2 protein-coding genes (1 of these 2 running past the window's edge) are annotated in these 21,076 nt (G+C 67.2%); both read left to right on the forward strand.

Annotation, left to right across the window (positions count from 1 at the left end; all coding sequences use genetic code 11):
• On the forward strand, nucleotides 1–15,213 hold the full coding sequence (locus F3087_RS08235; RefSeq protein WP_150401252.1) for a non-ribosomal peptide synthetase: 15,213 nt from the start codon (nucleotides 1–3) through the stop codon (nucleotides 15,211–15,213).
• Nucleotides 15,213–21,076: the start of a non-ribosomal peptide synthase/polyketide synthase gene (locus F3087_RS08240; protein WP_150401892.1), read on the forward strand. 14,836 nt of this gene lie beyond the right edge of the window; 5,864 of the gene's 20,700 nt are visible here — the first part of the coding sequence; its start codon is at nucleotides 15,213–15,215; its stop codon lies beyond the right edge, outside the window. The genes F3087_RS08235 and F3087_RS08240 overlap by 1 nt, the downstream gene beginning before the upstream one ends.

A 21,076-nucleotide genomic window follows, 5' to 3' on the forward strand; every position in this document is an offset into this window, starting at 1 on the left:
ATGCAATCCGGTAACAAATCACTGCTGCGCAGTCTGACTTCTATTCAGAAAGAATTGTGGATAGCGCACGAGCTGGCAGATATTCCTAATAATTGTATCGTTTACATCGACATTCGCGCCGACCTGGATCCGGGTCAGTTTCTCGCCGCGGCCCGGCAGGTATTCGGCGAATCCGAGTCGCTGACTGTGAATTTCGTGCGCGGCGCCGACGGGCCGATGCAGGTCGAACGCGATATCGCCGATTGGGCGCCGTCGTATCTGGATCTCACCGAGAAGCCGGATCCGGTGGCGGCCGCGCTGGACTATATGACGCGCGAACGCGAGGTGGGTTTCGATCTGGAGCACGACGCGCTGTTGAGCGTCGCGTTGCTCGAGGTCGGCGCCGAGCACTACATCCTGTCGATGTGCTTCGCGCACATCATCATGGACGGCGTCGGCGTCGCCTCCTGGGCGCAGCGGGTGCTCGACGTGTACTGCGCGATGAACGCCGGAACGCCCGTCGCACCAACCGGATTCGCGCACATCGATGACATCATCGACAGCGATCACGCGTACCGCCGCAGCCGGGAAGCGGCCGACCGCGCCTACTGGTGCGGTCAGATCCCGGCCGGGATCGATCCGCTGCGTCTGCCCGGCAGCGCCGCCCACGGCACCGAGCCGGGCCGAATCGGTTGCACCCACGGCTTTTCCGGCGCGGAGCTGGGTGAGCTGATGAGCACCGCGCAAGCGTTCGGCGTCAAGCTGCCCTACCTGCTGATGTCCGTCGCGGCGGCGGCCATCCAGCGCTACGCGCTGCGGGACGAATTCTGCGTGCAGATACCGGTTTCCAATCGAGACGAGGTCTCCGGCCGGACGCCGTGCCAACTCTCCGACACCGTGCCCATGCTGGTCGACTCGAGCCGGGAGCTCTCGCTCGGCGAGCTGGCCGAGCGGATCCACGCCACCATCGCCGGCGCCAGGGATCATCTGCGCTACGGCATGTCGGAGATCCGGCGCGACCTGAAAATGCCGAATTCCCAAGGGAATCCGTTCGGCCCGGTGATCAACGTCATGTCGTTCTTCGGCGCGCTGAAGATGGCCGACGGCGAGGCCGACCTGCAACTGTTCTCGGCCGGCAACAGCGGTGATCTGTCGATCGTCTTCTACTACGAACGAGAGTCCTCGCGCGGTGGCTACCTGCGAATCGAAGGCGACGCACAGCTCTACACCGACGAGGACCTGCAGGGCTACCTCGAGTCCATCGCCCGGTATCTGCGGCAAGCGATCTCCGACCCGCGGGCGCCGATCGGGACCCTCGACATCCTCGGTGCGGATCGCCGGCTGGTGGTCGAGGAATGGAACGACACGGCGGTGCCGGTCGACCCGGACGCGACCTTGGTGGGGATGTTCCAGGAGCAGGTGCGGCGGGGGCCGGACTCGGTGGCGGTGGTCTCCGGTGCCGTGCGGCTCTCCTACCGAGAGCTCGACGCCTGGGCGAATCGTGTTGCGTGCAGACTGATGTCGCACGGTGTGCGCCCGGACAGCGTGGTGGCGGTGGCACTGCCGAGGTCGGTGGAGCTGATCGTCGCGATTCTGGCGGTGTCGAAGGCCGGTGGCGCGTATCTGCCGATCGATCCGACCTATCCGGCGCAACGGTTGGCGTTCGTGCTCGGTGATGCCAGGCCGATCGCGGTGCTGACCGACAGCGCCACCGCAAAGGCATTGCCGGACAGCGAAGTTCCGCGCATCTTCATCGAAGAGGCCGGGCAGAGCGAGGCTGCGCAGCCTGTCGCGCCGCTGCCCGGCAACCTCGCGTATCTGATCTACACCTCCGGTTCTACCGGCACGCCGAAGGGCGTCGCGGTCACCCATCGCAATGTGACCTCGCTCTTCCAGAGCACCGCGCCCTGGTGTGACTTCGGCGCGGATGATGTTTGGGCCTGGTGCCATTCGCAGGCCTTCGACTTCTCGGTCTGGGAGATCTGGGGTGCGCTGTTGCACGGCGGCCGGGTCGTGGTCGTGCCGTGGGACGTCGTGCGCACGCCCGCACAGCTGTGGCATCTGGTGGTCGGCGAGAAGGTGACCGTCCTCAATCAGACGCCGTCCGCCTTCTATGCACTGGCGGAGGCCCGATCTGCTTGCGGCAATACCGATTCCGCTTTGCGGATGGTGATATTCGGTGGGGAGGCATTGAATCCGGCGAACCTGCGACCGTGGCGTTCGTCCGGCCGTGGCGCCGGTCCGGCGCTGGTGAACATGTACGGGATCACCGAGACCACGGTGCACGTCACCAAGCTCGAACTGTCGGCCGATGACACGCGCAGCGGCAGCCCGATCGGGTCTCCGCTGGGGAATCTGCGCGTGTTCGTACTGGATCCGTGGTTGATGCCGGTTCCGGTGGGCGTCGCGGGGGAGCTGTATGTGGCCGGTGCGCAGTTGGCGCGTGGGTATCACGGCCGGGCGGATCTGACCGCGACTCGGTTCGTGGCCGACCCGTTCGATCCGTCCGGTGGCCGGTTGTATCGCACCGGCGATGTGGTGCGGTGGACCGCGGGCGGGGTGCTGGAGTTCCTCGGCCGGGCCGACGATCAGGTGAAGATCCGCGGCTTCCGGATCGAGCCCGGTGAGGTCGAAGCCGTTCTGGCGCAGCACCCTTCGGTGACGCAGGCGGTGGTGGTGGCCCGCGATACCGATGGCGGTGAGCAACTGGTCGGATACGTGGTCGCGGACCGGGTCCGCTCGGTCACGGGCAACGGCAACGGCCACGTCCTCGACGGGGCAGAGGTGCGTAAATTCGCCGCCGCGCGGCTGCCGGAGTTCCAGGTGCCGTCCGTGGTGATGGTGATCGACGCGCTGCCGTTGACCGCGAACGGGAAGCTCGATCGGGCCGCGCTGCCGGTTCCGGAGTTCGCCTCCTCGGTGGCGTATCGGGCGCCCGGCAGCGAGCGTGAGCGGATCCTGGCCGGGTTGTTCGCCGAGGTGCTCGGACTCGACCGGGTGGGTCTGGACGACAGCTTCTTCGAGCTGGGCGGGCATTCGCTGTCCGCTACCCGCCTGATCAGCCGGATCCGGGCGGTGCTCGGCGTCGAGGTGCCGATTCGGACCGTCTTCGACGCGCCGACGGTGGCGCAGCTGGTGCCACGGCTCGATACCGGTGTGCAGATGCGTCCGACCTTGCAGGTCCGGCCGCGTCCGGAGGTCGTGCCGTTGTCGTTCGCGCAGCGGCGGCTGTGGTTCATCCACCGGCTGGAAGGCCCCTCGGCCACCTACAACATGCCGTTGGCCGCGCGATTGACGGGCGCGTTCGATCCGGCGGCCTTCGCGGCGGCGATCGCCGATGTGGTTGCCCGGCACGAGAGCCTGCGCACGATCTTCCTCGAAGCCGACGGCGTCCCGACGCAGCGGGTGCTGGAGTCCGGCAGCGTCGAGGTTCCGATCGCGATGACCGACGTCGATCCGGCCGACCTCGCCGCGGCGGTCGCCGAGGCGGCGCAGCATCGGTTCGATCTGTCCACGCAGCTTCCGTTGCGGGCCAGTGTGTTCCGTTGCGGCCCCGATGAATGGCTGCTGGTGTTGCTGATTCACCACATCGCCGGTGACGGTTGGTCGGCGACGGTGACGTTGGAGGATCTGTCGGCGGCGTACGCGGCGCGCGGGCAGGGGCAGGCGCCCGAGTGGTCGCCGATGCCGGTGCAGTACGTGGATTACGCACTGTGGCAACAGGAATTGCTGGGCTCGCCGACCGATCCGGACAGTGTGCTGTCGCGGCAGTTCAACTACTGGCGTGCCGAACTCGACGGTCTGCCGGAGCAACTGCGGTTGCCGATGGATCGGCCGCGGCCACGAGTCGCCAGCTATCGCGGAGACGCGGTGTTGTTCGGGATCGATGCTCAGCTGCGCGCCGAGGTGGAGCGGTTGGCCGCCCGCGAGGGCGCGACGGTATCCATGGTGCTCCAGTCGGCCCTGGCCGTGCTGTTGTTCAAACTCGGTGCGGGAGAAGATATTCCGATCGGCGCGCCGATCGCCGGCCGCACCGACGACGCGCTGTCCGATCTGGTCGGGTTCTTCGTCAACACCTGGGTGCTGCGCGCCGCGGTCACACCGGCCGCGACCGGGACGGAAATCCTGAGTCAGGTCCGGGCGAAGGCGCTGGCCGCCTACGAGAATCAGGACGCACCGTTCGAGTTGCTGGTGGAGTTGCTCAACCCGGCTCGCTCGGCGGCGCATCATCCGCTGTTCCAGGTGCTGCTGACCTTGCAGAACAACGCCGTGCCCACCCTGGAACTGCCAGGCGTCGCGGTCGAGCCCTACACGCCGCCGACCACCACCTCGCGATTCGATCTGACCTTCAACATCGGTGACGCCGTGGCCGCACGGCGGACCAACGGGGACGCCCCGGCGCCGCTCGGCTGGGACGGATACATCGAATACGCCACCGAGCTGTTCGACCGGTCCACGGTCGAGGCCATGGCGGGGCGGCTGGTGCGGATACTGCGGCAGCTGGTGCAGAACCCGGCCATCCCGGTGGGGGCGATCGATGTCCTCGACGGCGACGAGCGTGAGCTGGTGCTGCACCGGTGGAACGACACCGCCGTCCCGGTCGAGCAGAACGCCACAATGGTGGAGCTGTTCGAAGCGCAGGCCGCTGCAACGCCGGATGCGGTGGCAGTCGTCTTCGCGGACACCGAAATGTCGTACCGGGATCTCGATGCGCGCGCCGAACGGCTGGCACAGCTGTTGATCTCGCGGGGAGTCGGCCCGGATTGCGTTGTCGCGGTAGCGCTGCCGCGGTCGGTGGAGTTGGTCACGGCGCTGCTTGCGGTGCTGAAGGCCGGTGGTGGATATCTGCCGATCGATCCCGCCTACCCCTCGGATCGATTGGCGTACATTCTCGCCGACGCGGCCCCGGTCGTCGTCCTCACCGACCAGGCCACCGCAAACACCCTGCCCCACACCACCGCGCCGCATCTCTACCTCGATACCGACATCGACGATGCGGGCAGCCGGGACCGGTCGGTCAGGGTGCGCCCGGGCAATCTGGCCTACCTGATCTACACCTCAGGTTCGACCGGCGTGCCGAAAGGCGTTGCCGTCACCCACCGCAACGTGGTGACCTTCGCGCGTAAGCCGGAGTGGCAGGGTGGCGCGCACGAGCGGGTCCTGGTGCACTCCTCGGTCGCGTTCGATGCCTCGACCTATGAGATATGGGTTCCGCTGCTGGCCGGCGGCCGAGTGGTCATCGCACCGCCGGAACGCACGGACATAACGGCGCTTCGGCGGCTGATGGTGGTGAACGGGGTCACCGCCGCGTTTCTGACCACGCGGCTGTTCGAGTTGTTCATCGATGACTGCCCCGACGCGCTCGCCGGGCTGCACCAGGTCTGGACCGGCGGCGAGGAGATGCCGCCGGAGGTATTCGGGCGCGCCCTGCGCATGCTGCCTGACACCCGTGTCGTGCACGTGTACGGGCCCACCGAGACAACAACATTCGCGATCCGCCGGGCGTTCGGGGTTGCGGAACACTTCGACGGTGCGTCGGTGCCGATCGGGTCGGCGTTGCCGAATGTGCGGGTGTTCGTGCTGGATTCGTCGTTGATGCCGGTTCCGGTCGGGGTCGCGGGGGAGCTGTATGTCGCCGGCGCGCAGCTGGCGCGGGGCTACCACGGGCGGGCGGCGTTGACCGCGGCGCGGTTCGTGGCCGATCCGTTCGATCCGGACGGTGGCCGGTTGTATCGCACCGGCGATGTGGTGCGCTGGAATTCGGCCGGGCAGCTGGAGTTCGTGGGCCGGGTCGATGATCAGGTCAAGATCCGCGGCTTCCGGGTGGAACCCGGCGAAGTGGAAAACGCACTGGCGCAACACCCCTCGGTATCCCAGGCGGTGGCAGTCGTCCACGACGCTGACGGTGGCAAGCAGCTGGTCGGGTATGTAGTTGCAGGTCAGCGTGATTCGATCGACGGCGCGCAGGTGCGCGCCTTCGTCGCGGACCGGCTGCCCGAGTACATGGTGCCGGCCGTGGTGATGGTGATCGACGCGGTGCCGTTGACCGCCAACGGAAAACTGGATCGCGCGGCGCTGCCCGACCCGGAGCTGATGTCCTCGGTGCGGTATCGAGCGCCGGGCAGCGAGCGCGAGCGGGCCCTGGCTCAGTTGTTCGGCGAGGTGCTCGGCCGCGACCGGATCGGCCTGGACGACAGCTTCTTCGAGCTGGGCGGGCATTCGCTGCTGGCCACCCGCCTGGCCAGCCGCATTCGCGTCGCCCTTGGCGTCGAGGTGCCGATCCGGACCATCTTCGACGCGCCGACGGTGGCGCAGTTGGTCACCCGGCTCGATGCCGGCGTGCAGGTGCGTCCGGCGCTGCTGGAACGGCAACGGCCGGACGTGGTTCCGGTGTCGTTCGCGCAGCAGCGACTGTGGTTCATCCATCGGCTCGAAGGGCCCTCTGCCACCTACAACATGGCGCTGGCCGTGCGGTCGCACGGGATGAACGTGCCGGCACTGCGTGCGGCGATCACCGATGTCGTTGCGCGCCACGAAAGTCTGCGGACCGTCTTCGTGGACGCCGATGGCGTGCCGTCGCAGCGCGTACTCGCCGCCGAGCGCGTCGAGGTGCCGTTCGCGGTCACCGAGGCGGACGCCGCCGACCTCGACGCCTCGGTGACCGCGGCGGTGCGGTACGGCTTCGACCTGTCCACGGAAATCCCGATCCGCGCCGACGTGTTCCGCGTCGACGCCGACGAGTGCGTGCTGGTGCTGCTGATCCACCACATCGCCGGTGACGGCTGGTCGCTGTCGCCGTTGTTGCGTGATCTGTCGGTGGCGTATGCGGCGCGACTGGATGATCGTGCTCCGGGGTGGAGCCCGCTGCCCGTGCAGTACGTGGATTACACGCTGTGGCAACGCGAATTGCTCGGCTCCGCAACCGATCCCGGCAGCGTGCTGGCACAGCAGTTCACCTACTGGCGGGACGAACTCGACGGCCTGCCCGAGCAGCTGCGGCTGCCGATGGATCGGCCACGGCCGCGGGTCGCGAGCTATCGCGGAGACATGGTGCTGTTCGACATCGATCCCGAGACCCGGATCGCGGTGGAGCGGCTGGCCGCCCGCGAGGGTGCGACGGTATCGATGGTGCTGCAATCGGCGCTGGCCGTACTGCTGTTCAAACTCGGTGCGGGAGAAGATATTCCGATCGGCGCGCCGATCGCCGGACGCACCGACGAGGCATTGACCGACCTGGTCGGGTTCTTCGTCAACACGTGGGTGCTGCGCGCCGCGGTGTCCCCGTCGGCCTCGTTCACCGAGCTGCTGAGCCAGGTCCGGGCAAAAGCGCTGGCCGGGTACGAGAATCAGGATGTCCCGTTCGAGCTGCTGGTCGAGTTGCTCAACCCGGTCCGCTCGGCGGCGCATCACCCGCTGTTCCAGGTGACGATGGCATTCCAGAACAACACCCTGCCCGCCCTCGACCTGTCCGGAGTGCGGATCGAGCCGTACCCCGCCGGCACCGCGACCGCGCGGTTCGACCTCTTCTTCAATATCGCCGACGCGCCCGCCGGCGCCGGTTGGGACGGGTTCGTAGAGTACGCGACCGAGCTGTTCGATCGGTCCACCGTCGAGACGATGGCGCAGCGGTTGGTGCGGATCCTGCACCTGCTGGTGCGGAAGCCGGAAGCCGCCGTGGGCTCGATCGATGTCCTCGGCCCGGTGGAACGCGAACGGGTGCTGCGGCGCTGGAACGACACCACCGTCGCGGTTGCGGACACCACGCTGGCCGGGCTGTTCGGGGCGCAGGTCGCTCGGACGCCGGACGCGGTCGCGGTGGTCTGCGCGGATACCGAACTGACCTATCGCGAACTCGACCAGCGAGCCGACCGGCTGGCGCGGGTGCTCGTCTCGCGGGGAGTCGGTCCGGAGGGCGTTGTCGCCGTTGCCTTGCCGCGATCCGCGGAACTGATCGTCGCGCTGGTGGCGGTGTCGAAGGCCGGTGGCGGGTATCTGCCGATCGATCCGGCCTATCCCTCGGATCGGCTGGGCTTCATCCTGGTCGACGCCGCGCCCGTGGTCGTGGTGACCGATTCCGTCACCGCGCCCTTGCTGCCGCAGGCAATGACCCCGCGTCTGTACCTCGACACCACCGATACGGAGGGCTGCAACGGCCTGGCTCGGCCCGTTGCACCGATGCCGCAGAACCTGGCGTACGTCATCTACACGTCCGGCTCCACGGGTGTCCCGAAAGGCGTTGGTATCACGCACCGTAACGTTGTGAACCTGGTCGCTCAGGCGTGGTCGACCTCCACCGAGGACAGGGTGCTGGTGCACTCCTCGGTCGCCTTCGACGCCTCGACCTACGAGATCTGGCCTGCCCTGTGCGGCGGCGCGACCTTGATCGTCGCCGGTGCACAACGGTCGGATCTGGCCGAGATCACGCAGCTGATCGCGGGCCGCTCGGTGACGAAGATGTTCGCGACGCCACCGCTGCTGTCGGCGCTGGTCGAGCACGCGGACTCGTTGCCCGACAATCCGTTCCAGAGCCTGACCCAGGTGAACACCGGAGCCGACACCCTCACCGCGAGCCTGGCGGACGCGCTGAAGACCACGTGCGGGATCGCGCGGATCGACAACCTGTACGGCCCGACCGAGGCAACGGTCGACGTCACCTCCCACACCGTCCCCGACGACGCGGCGAGCACCGGTGCGGTGGTGCCGATCGGCGCCCCGGTAGCCAATACCCGCGTGTTCGTGCTGGATTCGTGGTTGGTGCCGGTTCCGGTCGGCGTCGCGGGCGAGCTGTATGTCGCCAGTGCGCAGCTGGCCCGCGGCTATCACGGTCGGCCGGCGCTGACCGCGGCGCGGTTCGTCGCCGATCCGTTCGACCCGTCCGGTGGCCGGTTGTATCGCACCGGTGATGTGGTGCGCTGGAACAGCGTCGGGCAGCTGGAGTTCGCCGGTCGCGCCGACGACCAGGTCAAGATCCGCGGTTTCCGGGTCGAGCCCGCCGAGGTCGAAACGGTACTGGCGCAACATCCTTCGGTCACCCAGGCCGTGGTGGTCGCGCGCGACCTCGACACCGGCGGCAAGCAACTGGTCGGATACGTGGTCGCCGACCGATCGGGCCCGCTCGTCGGCGAAGGCGAGCTGGTCGGGCAGTGGCGTCGCATCTATGACGACCTGTACTCCGAGGCCGTGGTCGCCAAAGCGGCCGGCCTGCAACCTGTCTCCGGCAACGGAGCCGAGTTCGGCGCCGGTTTCGACGGCTGGGACAGCAGCTACACCGGATCCCGGATTCCGGTCGAGCAGATGCGCGAATGGCGGGCGGCCACCGTCGAGCGCATCCGGGGTTTGAAGCCCAAGCGGGTGCTGGAGATCGGCGTCGGTTCGGGACTGTTGTTGTCGCAGTTGGCCCCTGACTGCGAGGAGTATCGGGCGACGGATCTCTCCGCCGCGACGATCGCCGTCCTGCGCCAGCAACTCGCGGACCTCGATGAGCGATGGGCGGATCGGGTCGTCCTGAGTGCCCAGGCGGCCGACGACGTCGCCGGATTGCCGGAAAGTCATTTCGACACCGTGGTGCTCAACTCCGTCATCCAGTACTTCCCGAGCCAGAACTACCTGCACACAGTCCTCGACCAGATCCAGGGACTGCTGGCTCCCGGCGGCGCGGTGTTCGTCGGCGACGTGCGCAATCTCGCCCTGCTCGAGGAGTTCACCACCGCCGTCCAGATCAGCCGCAACGGCGACGACGATCCGGTCGCGGTCGCAGATCGCGTCCGCCGCGACATCGCGGCCGAACAAGAGCTGCTGCTCGCCCCGGAGTACTTCGCCGGAATGTGCAGCGACGCCACCGGATTCGATGCCGTCGACATCCAGCTCAAGCGCGGGTACTCGGTCAACGAGCTGACCAGATATCGCTACGACGTCGTCCTGCACAAAGCGCCGACGAAACCGCGATCGGTCGCCGATACGCCGAAAGCCGCTTTCCGCGGCCATGATTGGCTGCGCAGCCTCCTGCAGACCCGGCATACCGAGGGCGTCCGGGTCACCGCGATCCCGCATGCCGGACTGGTCGGGCAGGTCGAGGCCGCCGACCGGGTCAGGGCAGGGCTGTCGGCCACCACCACCGACGCGCTCGGCGTCGCCTTCGAAGGAATACTCGACACCGCCGCCGACCGGCGAGGTCTACTGCCCGAAGACCTCTACCTGCTGGGCGAACAACTCGGATACACCACCGCCGTCACCTGGTCCGCGGAGCCGGGGCGGATGGACGCGGTCTTCCTCTACGCCGGTACCGCGCAGGGGCAACCGCTGACCGACATCTATGCCATATCCGCACCCGTGGACGACCCCGGCGCGTACGCCAACAACCCGCAATCGGGCCTGCTGGCCGCGGACGTCCGCCGCTGGGCGACCGATCGGCTGCCGGAGTTCATGGTCCCCGCGACGGTCATGGTGATCGACGCGGTGCCGTTGACCGCCAGCGGCAAGCTCGATCGCGCCGCCCTGCCGGACCCGGAGTTCGCCTCCTCGCTGGAGTACCGGCCGCCGACCACCGAGCGTGAGCGGGTCCTGGCCGATCTGTTCGCCGAGATCCTCGGACTCGATCGGGTGGGAATCGACGACAGTTTCTTCGTGCTGGGCGGCCACTCGCTGCTGGCTACCCGCCTGGCCAGCCGGATTCGGGCGGTCCTTGGTGTCGAGGTGCCGATTCGGACGGTCTTCGACGCGCCCACGGTAGCGGAGCTGGTGACCCGGCTCGACGCGGAAGTCCAAGTGCGCCGGCCGTTGTCGGCCCGGCAGCGCCCGGATGTGGTCCCGTTGTCGTTCGCCCAGCGACGGTTGTGGTTCATCCATCGACTCGAAGGGCCTTCCGCGACCTACAACATGGCGTTGGCGGTGCGGCTGCACGGTGTGGACGTCTCCGTCCTGCGCGCCGCGATCGGTGATGTGGTCGCGCGGCACGAGAGTCTGCGCACGGTCTTCGTCGACGCCGACGGTGTGCCGTCGCAGCGGGTCCTCGATACCGTCGACGTGCCGGTGGACGTGTCCGAGGTGGACCCCACAGAAGTGGACGCCGCTGTAACCGCGGCGGTGCGTTACGGATTCGATCTGTCGACGGAAATCCCGATCCGCGCCAACGTGTTCCGCTGCGGTACGGACGAATGCGTTGCCGCGATACTGATCCATCACATCGCCGGCGACGGCTGGTCGATGACCCCGCTGCTGCGCGACCTCTCGGAGGCCTACGCGGCGCGCCTCGAGCATCGGGCGCCGGGCTGGCAGCCGTTGCCGGTGCAGTACGTGGACTACACGCTGTGGCAGCACGACGTCCTCGGCTCGCACACCGATCCGGACAGCCTGCTGTCGCAGCAGTTCAACTACTGGCGCACCGAGCTCGACGACCTGCCCGAGCAGCTGAGTCTGCCGACGGACCGTCCGCGTCCGTTGGTGGCCAGCTACCGCGGTGACATGGTGCTGTTCGGCATCGATCCCGAGATTCGCACCGCGGTAGAGCGGTTGGCCGGCCGTGAGGGTGCCACGGTGTCGATGGTGCTGCACTCGGCGCTGGCGGTCATGCTCTTCAAACTCGGTGCCGGAGAGGATATTCCGATCGGCTCGCCGATCGCCGGACGCACCGACGAGGCTCTCGCCGATCTGGTCGGCTTCTTCGTCAACAGCTGGGTGCTGCGGGCGAAGGTGTCGCCCGCGGCGGCGTTCACCGAGCTGCTGGCCCGGGTCCGGTCGAAGGCGCTGGCCGCCTACGAGAATCAGGATGTTCCGTTCGAGTTGCTCGTCGAACTGCTCAATCCGACCCGCTCGGCGGCGCATCACCCGTTGTTCCAGGTGTCGCTCGCCTTCCAGAACAACGCCCTGCCGGACCTCGAGTTGTCGGGTACGCGCATCCAGCCGTACATCGCGACCACCGCGACCGCACGATTCGACCTGTTCTTCAACGTCGCCGACGCGCCCGCCGGTCAACCGTGGAATTGCCTGGTCGAGTACGCGACCGAGCTGTTCGACCGGCCGACGGTCGAGTCGATGGTGGCGCGGTATGTGCGGATACTGCGGCAGATCACCTCGGATCCGAGCGCGCCGGTCGGGTCGATCGATGTGCTCGACACCGATGAGCGCGACCGGGTGTTGCACTGGTGGAACGACACCGCGGCCGACGTCGCCGCCGACACCATTGCCGGGCTGTTCCGTACCCGGGTCACCGCGACCCCGGACGCGGTCGCGGTGGTGTGTGCGGATGCCGAACTGACCTATCGAGAACTCGATATCCGAGCAGATCGGTTGGCGCACGGGCTGATTGACCGCGGGGTCGGACCCGACACCGTAGTCGCGGTGGCACTGCCCAGATCCGTGGAACTGATCGTGGCGCTGCTCGGTGTGCTGAAAGCCGGTGGCGCGTATCTGCCGATCGATCCGGGCTATCCCTCGGACCGGCTGGAATTCATCCTCACCGACGCCGCGCCGGTCGTCGTGGTGACCGATTCGGCGACCGCACCGCTGCTGCCGCATACCGGCGCGCCGCAGCTCCACCTCGACACCACTGAGCTGAACGACCAGTCGAGGGTCGACACGATGGTCACGCCGCAGAATCTGGCGTACGTGATCTACACCTCCGGTTCGACCGGCATCCCCAAAGGCGTTGGTATCACCCATCTCAACGTGATCAACCTGGTCGCCTCGGCGTGGACGACCTCGGCCGAGGACCGAGTGCTGGCGCACTCCTCGATCGCCTTCGACGCCTCGACCTACGAGATCTGGCCCGCGCTGTGCGGTGGCGCGACACTGGTGGTGACCGGCGAGCAGCGGTCCGATCTGCCGGAGATCACCCGGCTGATCCAGACCCGGTCGGTGACGAAGATGTTCACCACGCCGCCGTTCCTCTCGGCGCTGGTCGACCACGTCGAATCCCTGCCCGGCAGCCCGTTGCAGTCGATGCGCCGGGTGATCGTGGGCGGCGCGGAGCTGACCGCGTCGGTCGTGCACAAGCTGAACGCGAAATATCCCGGCGCCCAGGTGATGAACGGGTACGGGCCGACCGAAACCACCGCGTGCGTCACCGATTACGACGCGCAGGACGAGGTCGACGGCGCGGTGCCGATCGGCCTGCCCGTGGCGAATACCCGGGTGTTCGTGCTGGATTCGTGGCTGGTCCCGGTTCCGGTGGGCGTTGCCGGCGAATTGTATGTGGCCGGTGCGCAAGTGGGGCGGGGCTATCGCGGCCGCGCGGGGTTGACCTCGGCCCGATTCGTGGCCGATCCATTCGATCCGTCCGGCGGCGGCCGGCTGTATCGCACCGGTGACGTGGTGCGGTGGACCTCGGCGGGAGTATTGGAGTTCGCGGGCCGGGTCGATGACCAGGTGAAGATCCGCGGGTTCCGGGTCGAGCCGGGTGAGGTCGAAACGGTTCTGGCGCAGCATCCTTCGGTGTCCCGAGCCGTGGTCGTCGCGCGCGATGTCGAAGCCGGCGGCAAGCAGCTGATCGGATACGTCGTCGCCGACCGTTCGGGACCGGTGGTCGCCGAAGAAGAGCTGGTGGGGCAGTGGCGCCGGATGTATGACGACGTATACGCCGGAGCCGGTAACGGAAATGGCAATGGAAACGGGAACGGCGCTCGCCGGGTCAGCGGCGCCGGGTTCGGTGCCGACTTCGGCGGCTGGAACAGCAGCTACACCGGCGCGGCGATCCCGGAAGAGCAGATGCGCGAATGGCGCTCCGCCACGGTGGACCGAATCCGCGATCTGGGACCGCGCCGCATGCTCGAGATCGGCGTCGGTTCGGGATTGTTGTTGTCGCAGTTGGCCCCCGACTGCGAGGAATACTGGGCGACGGACTTCTCCGCGGCCACCATCACCACATTGCGTCAACGACTGGCCGAGCTGAAAGCGGGCTGGGTCGATCGGGTCACGTTGAGCGTCCAAGGCGCCGACGACGTCACCGGATTGCCGGACGGCTATTTCGACACGGTGGTGCTGAACTCTGTCGCTCAGTACTTCCCCGGCGAGCGGTATATGCGCCGAGTACTTGAGCAGATACAAGGCTTGCTCGCGCCCGGTGGCGCGGTGTTCGTCGGCGATGTCCGCAATCTGGCGTTGCTCGAGGAGTTCACCACCGCGGTCCAGATCAGCCGCAATGGCGACGACGACCCCGCGGTCGTGGCCGATCGCGTTCGCCGGGAGATCGCGGCGGAGAAGGAAATGCTGCTGGCGCCGGAATACTTCCTGGCGATCTGCCACGCCGACAGCGGCTTCGACGCCGTGGATATCCAGCTCAAACGCGGATTCTCGGTCAACGAGCTGTCCCGATATCGATACGACGTCGTCCTGCGCAAGGCACCGACGAAACCGCGTTCGGTGTCCGGTCTCCCGACGGTGGAGTTCTGCGGCCTCGCGTGGCTGCGCACACTGCTGCACACCGGCGATCCCGACGGCATTCGGATCAGCGGAATTCCGCACGCCGGACTGACCGGGCAGGTCGACGCGGTACACCGCATCCGGACCGGTCAGCCGGTGTCCGCCGGCAGCCAAACCGATCCGCGCGCGGTGAATTTCGAAGGAATCCTGGCCAACCGTGGCCCCCGCGTCGACGCGGGCATGCTGCCGGAGGATCTGTACGAACTCGGCCGGCAACTCGGATACCTCACCGCGGTCACCTGGTCCGCGAAGCCGGGACAGATGGATGCGATATTCCTTGACTCCGCGACGGCCGAGGGGCAACGACTGACCGATGTATTTCTGCCGACCGGAACCGTGGGTGATCCCGCCGCCTACGCCAACAATCCGCACGATTCGCTGCTGCCGGCCGCGGTGCGCGGATTCGCGGCCGAGCGATTGCCCGACTTCATGGTGCCGGCCGCGGTCATGGTGATCGGCTCGGTGCCGTTGACCGCGAACGGCAAACTCGATCGCGCCGCACTGCCGGATCCGGAGTTGGTGTCCGCGCGGGCCTATCGCGCGCCGCGCACCGAGCGGGAAAAGGTCCTGACCGAGTTGTTCGCCGAAATTCTCGGCGTCGGCCGGGTCGGCGTGGACGATAGTTTCTTCGCCCTGGGCGGTCACTCGCTGCTGGCTACCCGCCTGGCCAGCCGGATTCGAGCCGTATTGGGGGTGGAGGTCCCGATCCGGGTGATGTTCGAGGCCGCCACCGCCGCCGAACTCGCCGCCAAATGGCCGCAGCTGGCGCCCTCGCGCCGACCGGCGCTGCGCCGAATGAATCGAGAGGTGGGTCTGTGATGATTCCATTGTCGTTTGCCCAGCGGCGGTTGTGGTTCATCCACCGGCTGGAAGGCCCCTCCGCCACCTACAACATGCCGTTGACCGTGCGGCTGACCGGTGTATTCGATGCGCCCGCGTTCGCGGCCGCGGTCGGCGACGTGGTCGCCCGGCACGAGAGTCTGCGGACGATCTTCGTCGAGGCGGACGGCGTGCCGGGTCAGCAGGTGCTGGACGTCGACGGCGTCGAGGTGCCGGTGACGATCACCGATGTGAATGCCGCCGCGCTGGATGCGGCGGTGATCGCGGCGTCGCGGTACGCGTTCGACCTGTCGACGGAAATTCCGATACGCGCCTTCGTGTTTCGGGTCAGTTCCGACGATTGCGTGGTGATGCTGCTGATCCATCACATCGCCGGTGACGGGTGGTCGATGGGGCCGCTGCTGCGGGATCTTTCGGAGGCGTACGCGGCTCGTCGGCAGGGACAGGCGCCGGGGTGGGAACCGCTGCCCGTGCAGTACGTGGATTACACGTTGTGGCAGCAGGAACTGCTCGGCTCACAGGCGGATCCGGACAGTGTGCTGTCGCAGCAGTTCGAATACTGGCGGGGCGAGCTGGCGGGGCTGCCGGAGCAGCTGCGGTTGCCGATGGATCGGCCGCGGCCGCGGGCCGCCAGCTATCGCGGCGATATGGTGGTCTTCCGGGTCGATCCGGAGATCCGCACCGCGGTCGAGACATTCGCGGCGCGCGAGGGTGCCACCGTCTCGATGGTGTGGCAGTCGGCGTTGGCCGTGCTGTTGTTCAAACTCGGTGCGGGGGAGGATATTCCGCTCGGCGCACCGATCGCCGGACGGACCGATGACGCCCTGACCGATCTGGTCGGGTTCTTCGTGAACACCTGGGTGTTGCGGGCCGCGGTCGCGCCGGGGCAGTCGTTCACCGAGATCGTGGCGCAGGTGCGGGCGAAGGCGTTGGCCGCCTACGAGAATCAGGACATCCCGTTCGAGCTGCTGGTCGAGTTGCTCAATCCGGCGCGGTCGGCGGCGCATCATCCGTTGTTCCAGGTGCTGCTGAGCGTGCAGAACAATGCCGCGCCGACCTTGGAGCTGGCGGGGGTCGAGTTCGAGCCGTATGCCCTCGCCGCGAAGACGTCTCAGTTCGATCTGACCTTCAACATCAGTGATGCCGGTCCGGCCGCGTGGGATGTGTACGTCGAGTACGCCACCGATCTGTTCGACCGGTCCACGATCGAGGCGACGGTGGCGCGGTTGGTGCGGGTGCTGCGGCTGGTGGTCGCGAATCCCGCTGTCCCAGTAGGGACGATCGATGCGCTCGATATCGATGAGCGGGAACTGGTGTTGCGTCGGTGGAACGACACCGCCGTTGCGGGGCAGGACAGCACCCTCGTTGATCTGTTCGCGGCGCAGGTGGCCAGAACACCGGATGCGGTGGCAGTTGTCTGCGCGGACGCTGAGATGACCTATCGGGACCTTGATGTCCGATCCGGTGGGTTGGCGCAGGTGCTGATCTCACATGGCGTCGCTTCGGATGGTGTTGTCGCCGTGGCGTTGCCGCGGTCCGCGGAACTGATCGTGGCAATGCTGGCGGTGTTGAAGGCCGGCGGCGGGTATCTGCCGATCGATCCGGGCTATCCCTCGGATCGGTTGGCGTTTGTGCTCGCCGATGCCGCGCCGGTCGTCATCGTGACCGATTCTGTCACCGCGAAGGTGTTGCCCGACACGGAAACACCGCATCTCCAGCTCGATACGACCGATGTCGAAGACCGCCCAGAGATGGATCTGGTTGTCGCGGTACGGCCACAGAATCTGGCGTACGTGATCTACACCTCCGGATCGACCGGAACCCCCAAAGGCGTTGGTATCACGCATCGTAACGTCGCGAGCCTGATCGCTCAGGCGTGGTCGGCCGGTCCCGACGACCGGGTACTGGTGCATTCCTCGGTCGCGTTCGACGCCTCGACCTATGAGATCTGGCCCGCGCTGGCCGGCGGTGCGACGCTGGTCGTGGCGAGCGAGCCGCGGTCGGACCTGGGCGAGATCACCCGCCTCGTGGAGTCGCGGTCGGTGACGAAGATGTTCGCGACACCACCGCTGCTGTCGGCGCTGGTCGATCACGTGGAATCGTTGCCCGACAATCCGTTCCAGAGCTTGACGCAGGTGAATACCGGCGCTGACACGCTCACCTCGGGTCTGGTCGATGCGCTCAAGACCAAGTGCGGGGTCGGTCGGGTCGACAACCTGTACGGTCCGACCGAGGCGACGGTCGATGTGACGGCGTTCGTCGTGCCCGACGACGTGGTGGATGCGCTCGTGCCGATCGGTGTACCGGTGGCCAATACGCAGGTGTTCGTGCTGGATTCGTGGCTGGCGCCCGTTCCGGTGGGAGTCCCCGGCGAACTGTATGTGTCCAGTGCTCAGCTGGCGCGGGGCTATCACGGGCGACCCGGCCTGACCGCAGGCCGGTTCGTCGCTGATCCGTTCGATCGATCCGGTGGCAGGCTCTATCGCACCGGTGATGTGGTGCGCTGGACATCGGACGGGGTGCTCGAGTTCGCGGGCCGAGTCGATGATCAGGTCAAGATCCGCGGCTTCCGGGTCGAGCCCGGTGAAGTCGAAACCGCACTGACGCAACACCCTTCGGTATCCCAGGCGGTCGTCGTGGCGCGGGACACCGAGGGTGGGAAGCAACTGGTCGGCTACGTCGTCGCCGACCGGACCAGTTCTGTCGAGGGCAACGGGCTCGCGGGCGCGGACGTGCGCCGGTTCGTGGCCGATCGGCTGCCGGACTTCATGGTGCCCGCGGTGGTGCTAGTGATCGACTCGGTGCCGTTGACCACCAACGGGAAACTGGATCGTGACGCATTGCCGGTCCCGGATCTGCGGTCGACGGTGGCGTATCGGCCGCCGACGACGATCCAGGAGCAGATGCTGGCCGCGTTGTTCGCCGAGATCCTCGGCCTCGACCGGGTCGGCATCGACGACAGCTTCTTCGCGCTGGGCGGGCATTCACTGCTGGCCACCCGCTTGGTCAGCCGGATTCGCGTCGTCCTGGGCGCTGAGGTGCCGATTCGGACGGTGTTCGACGCGCCCACGGTGGCACAGTTGGCGACCCGGCTCGACGACCGCACTCGGCGGCGTCCGGCGTTGCTGGCTCGGCAGCGCCCCGAGACGATCCCGTTGTCGTTCGCACAGCGGCGGTTGTGGTTCATTCACCGGCTGGAAGGTCCTTCGGCGACCTACAACATGCCGCTGGTGGTGCGGCTGCACGGGGCGGACGAGCCGGCTCTGCGCGCCGCGATCGGGGATGTCGTTGCGCGGCACGAGAGTTTGCGCACGATCTTCGTCGAGGCCGATGGGGTGCCCGCCCAGCGGGTGCTCGATGCGGACAGCGTCGAGGTGCCGATCGCGGTCACCGACGTGGATCCAGCCGAGTTGGATTCCGCGGTCGCCTCGGCGATGCGGTACGGATTCGACCTGTCGTCGGAGATCCCCGTCCGCACCGACGTGTTTCGGTGTGGCGTCGATGAGTGCGTCCTCGTTCTGCTGATCCATCACATCGCCGGTGACGGTTGGTCGGCGGGACCTTTGCTGCGGGACCTGTCGGTGGCGTACGCGGCGCGCATCGAGGATCGGGCGCCGGGATGGAGTCCGTTGCCGGTGCAGTACGTGGATTACACGTTGTGGCAGCAGGAAGTGCTCGGGTCGTCCGCCGATCCGGACAGCCTGCTGTCTCGGCAATTCGACTATTGGCGTGCCGAACTCGCCGAGTTGCCGGAGCAGTTGCGGTTGCCGGCCGATCGTCCGCGGCCGCGGGTGGCCGGCTATCGCGGTGACATGGTCGCGTTCGATATCGAACCGTCGCTGCGCGCTGAAGTGGAGCGGCTGGCCGGTCGTGAGGGTGCGACGGTATCGATGGTGTTGCAGTCCGCGTTGGCCGTATTGCTGTTCAAACTCGGTGCGGGGGAGGATATTCCGCTCGGCTCGCCGATCGCCGGGCGCACCGATGACGCGCTGACCGATCTGGTCGGCTTCTTCGTCAACACGTGGGTGCTGCGGACGAAGGTAGCGCCGGGGACGTCGTTCGCCGAGATCGTCGGGCAGGTCAGGGCGAAAGCCTTGGCCGGGTACGAGAATCAGGACGTCCCGTTCGAGTTGCTGGTGGAGTTGCTCAACCCGGTCCGCTCGGCGGCGCATCATCCGCTGTTCCAGGTGTCTCTTGCATTCCAGAACAACACCTTGCCTACCTTGGCGCTGCCCGGGGTTCGATTCGAGCCCTATGACGCGTCCGTCACAACCGCCCGGTTCGACCTGTTCTTCAATATCGCCGACTCCGCCGCCGGTCAGCCGTGGAACGGGTTGGTGGAGTATGCCACCGAGCTGTTCGATCGGTCCACGGTCGAGACGATGGTCGCGCGGTTGGTGCGGACGCTGGAGCTGGTCGTATCGGATCCCGGTGCGGCGGTGGGCTCGATCGATGTTCTCGACGCCGATGAGCGTCAGACGGTATTGAGCCGGTGGAATGACACCACGGCCGAGATTCAGGACACCACCCTGATCGGGTTGTTCGAGGCGCAGGTCGCCGCGGCTCCGGACGCGACAGCCGTTCTCTGCGGTGCGGTCGAGGTGTCCTATCGGGAGCTGGATGATCGTGCCGATCGGCTCGCGCAGATCATGATCTCGCGTGGGGTACGGCCGGATGCTGTTGTCGCGGTAGCCTTGCCGCGATCGGTGGACCAGATCGTGGCACTGCTAGCGGTGCTGAAGGCGGGTGGCGGGTATCTGCCGATCGATCCGGGGTATCCGTCGGATCGGTTGTCTTTCATCCTCGCCGACGCCTCCCCGGTTGCCATCGTGACCGATTCCGTCACGGCAAAGGGATTGCCGCACACAGAGACTCCCCACCTTTACGTCGACACTGTCGATTCCGAGGGGACCGATCTGCCTCGGGTCACGGTGGCACCGCAGAACTTGGCGTACGTGATCTACACGTCCGGCTCGACCGGCGTCCCCAAAGGTGTTGGCATCACGCACCGGAACGTGGTGAACCTCGTCGCTCAGGCGTGGTCAGTCGATCCGGAGGACCGGGTGCTGGTGCACTCGTCCATCGCCTTCGACGCTTCCACCTACGAGATCTGGCCCACCTTGTGCGGTGGCGCGACATTGGTGCTGGCCGACGCGCCGCGGTCGGACCTGGACGAGGTCACGGGGCTCATCGCCGGCCGGTCGGTGACGAAGATGTTCGCGACGCCGCCGCTGCTGTCGGCACTGGTCGAGCACGTGGAGTCGTTGCCAGGCAACCCGTTGCGGACAATGCGGCGGATCATCGTCGGCGGTGCGGAGTTGACCGCAGGAGTCGTGGATCGACTGAACGCTCAGTACCCCGATGCTCAGGTGATGAACGGGTACGGGCCGACCGAAACCACCGCGTGCGTCACCGCTTACGACGCCGGGGTAGCGACCGGTGGTGCCGTTCCGATCGGACGCCCGATGGGGAACGTACGGGTATTCGTGCTGGACTCCTGGTTGGTGCCGGTCCCGGTCGGCGTCGCCGGTGAGTTGTATGTCGCCGGTGCGCAATTGGGTCGCGGCTACCTCGGCCGGACGGATTTGACCGCGTCGCGGTTCGTGGCCGATCCGTTCGATACCGCCGGCGGTCGGTTGTATCGCACCGGCGACGTGGTGCGCTGGAACAGCCAGGGGGAGTTGGAGTTCGTCGGGCGGATCGACGATCAGGTCAAGATCCGCGGCTTCCGCGTCGAACCCGCGGAGATCGAAACCGCTCTGGCACAGCATCCTTCGGTATCCCAAGCGGTCGTGGTAGCCCGTGAGACCGGCGGTGGCAAACAGCTGATCGGCTACGTCGT

Source organism: Nocardia colli, assembly GCF_008704205.1.
Classification (GTDB): Bacteria; Actinomycetota; Actinomycetes; order Mycobacteriales; family Mycobacteriaceae; genus Nocardia; species Nocardia colli.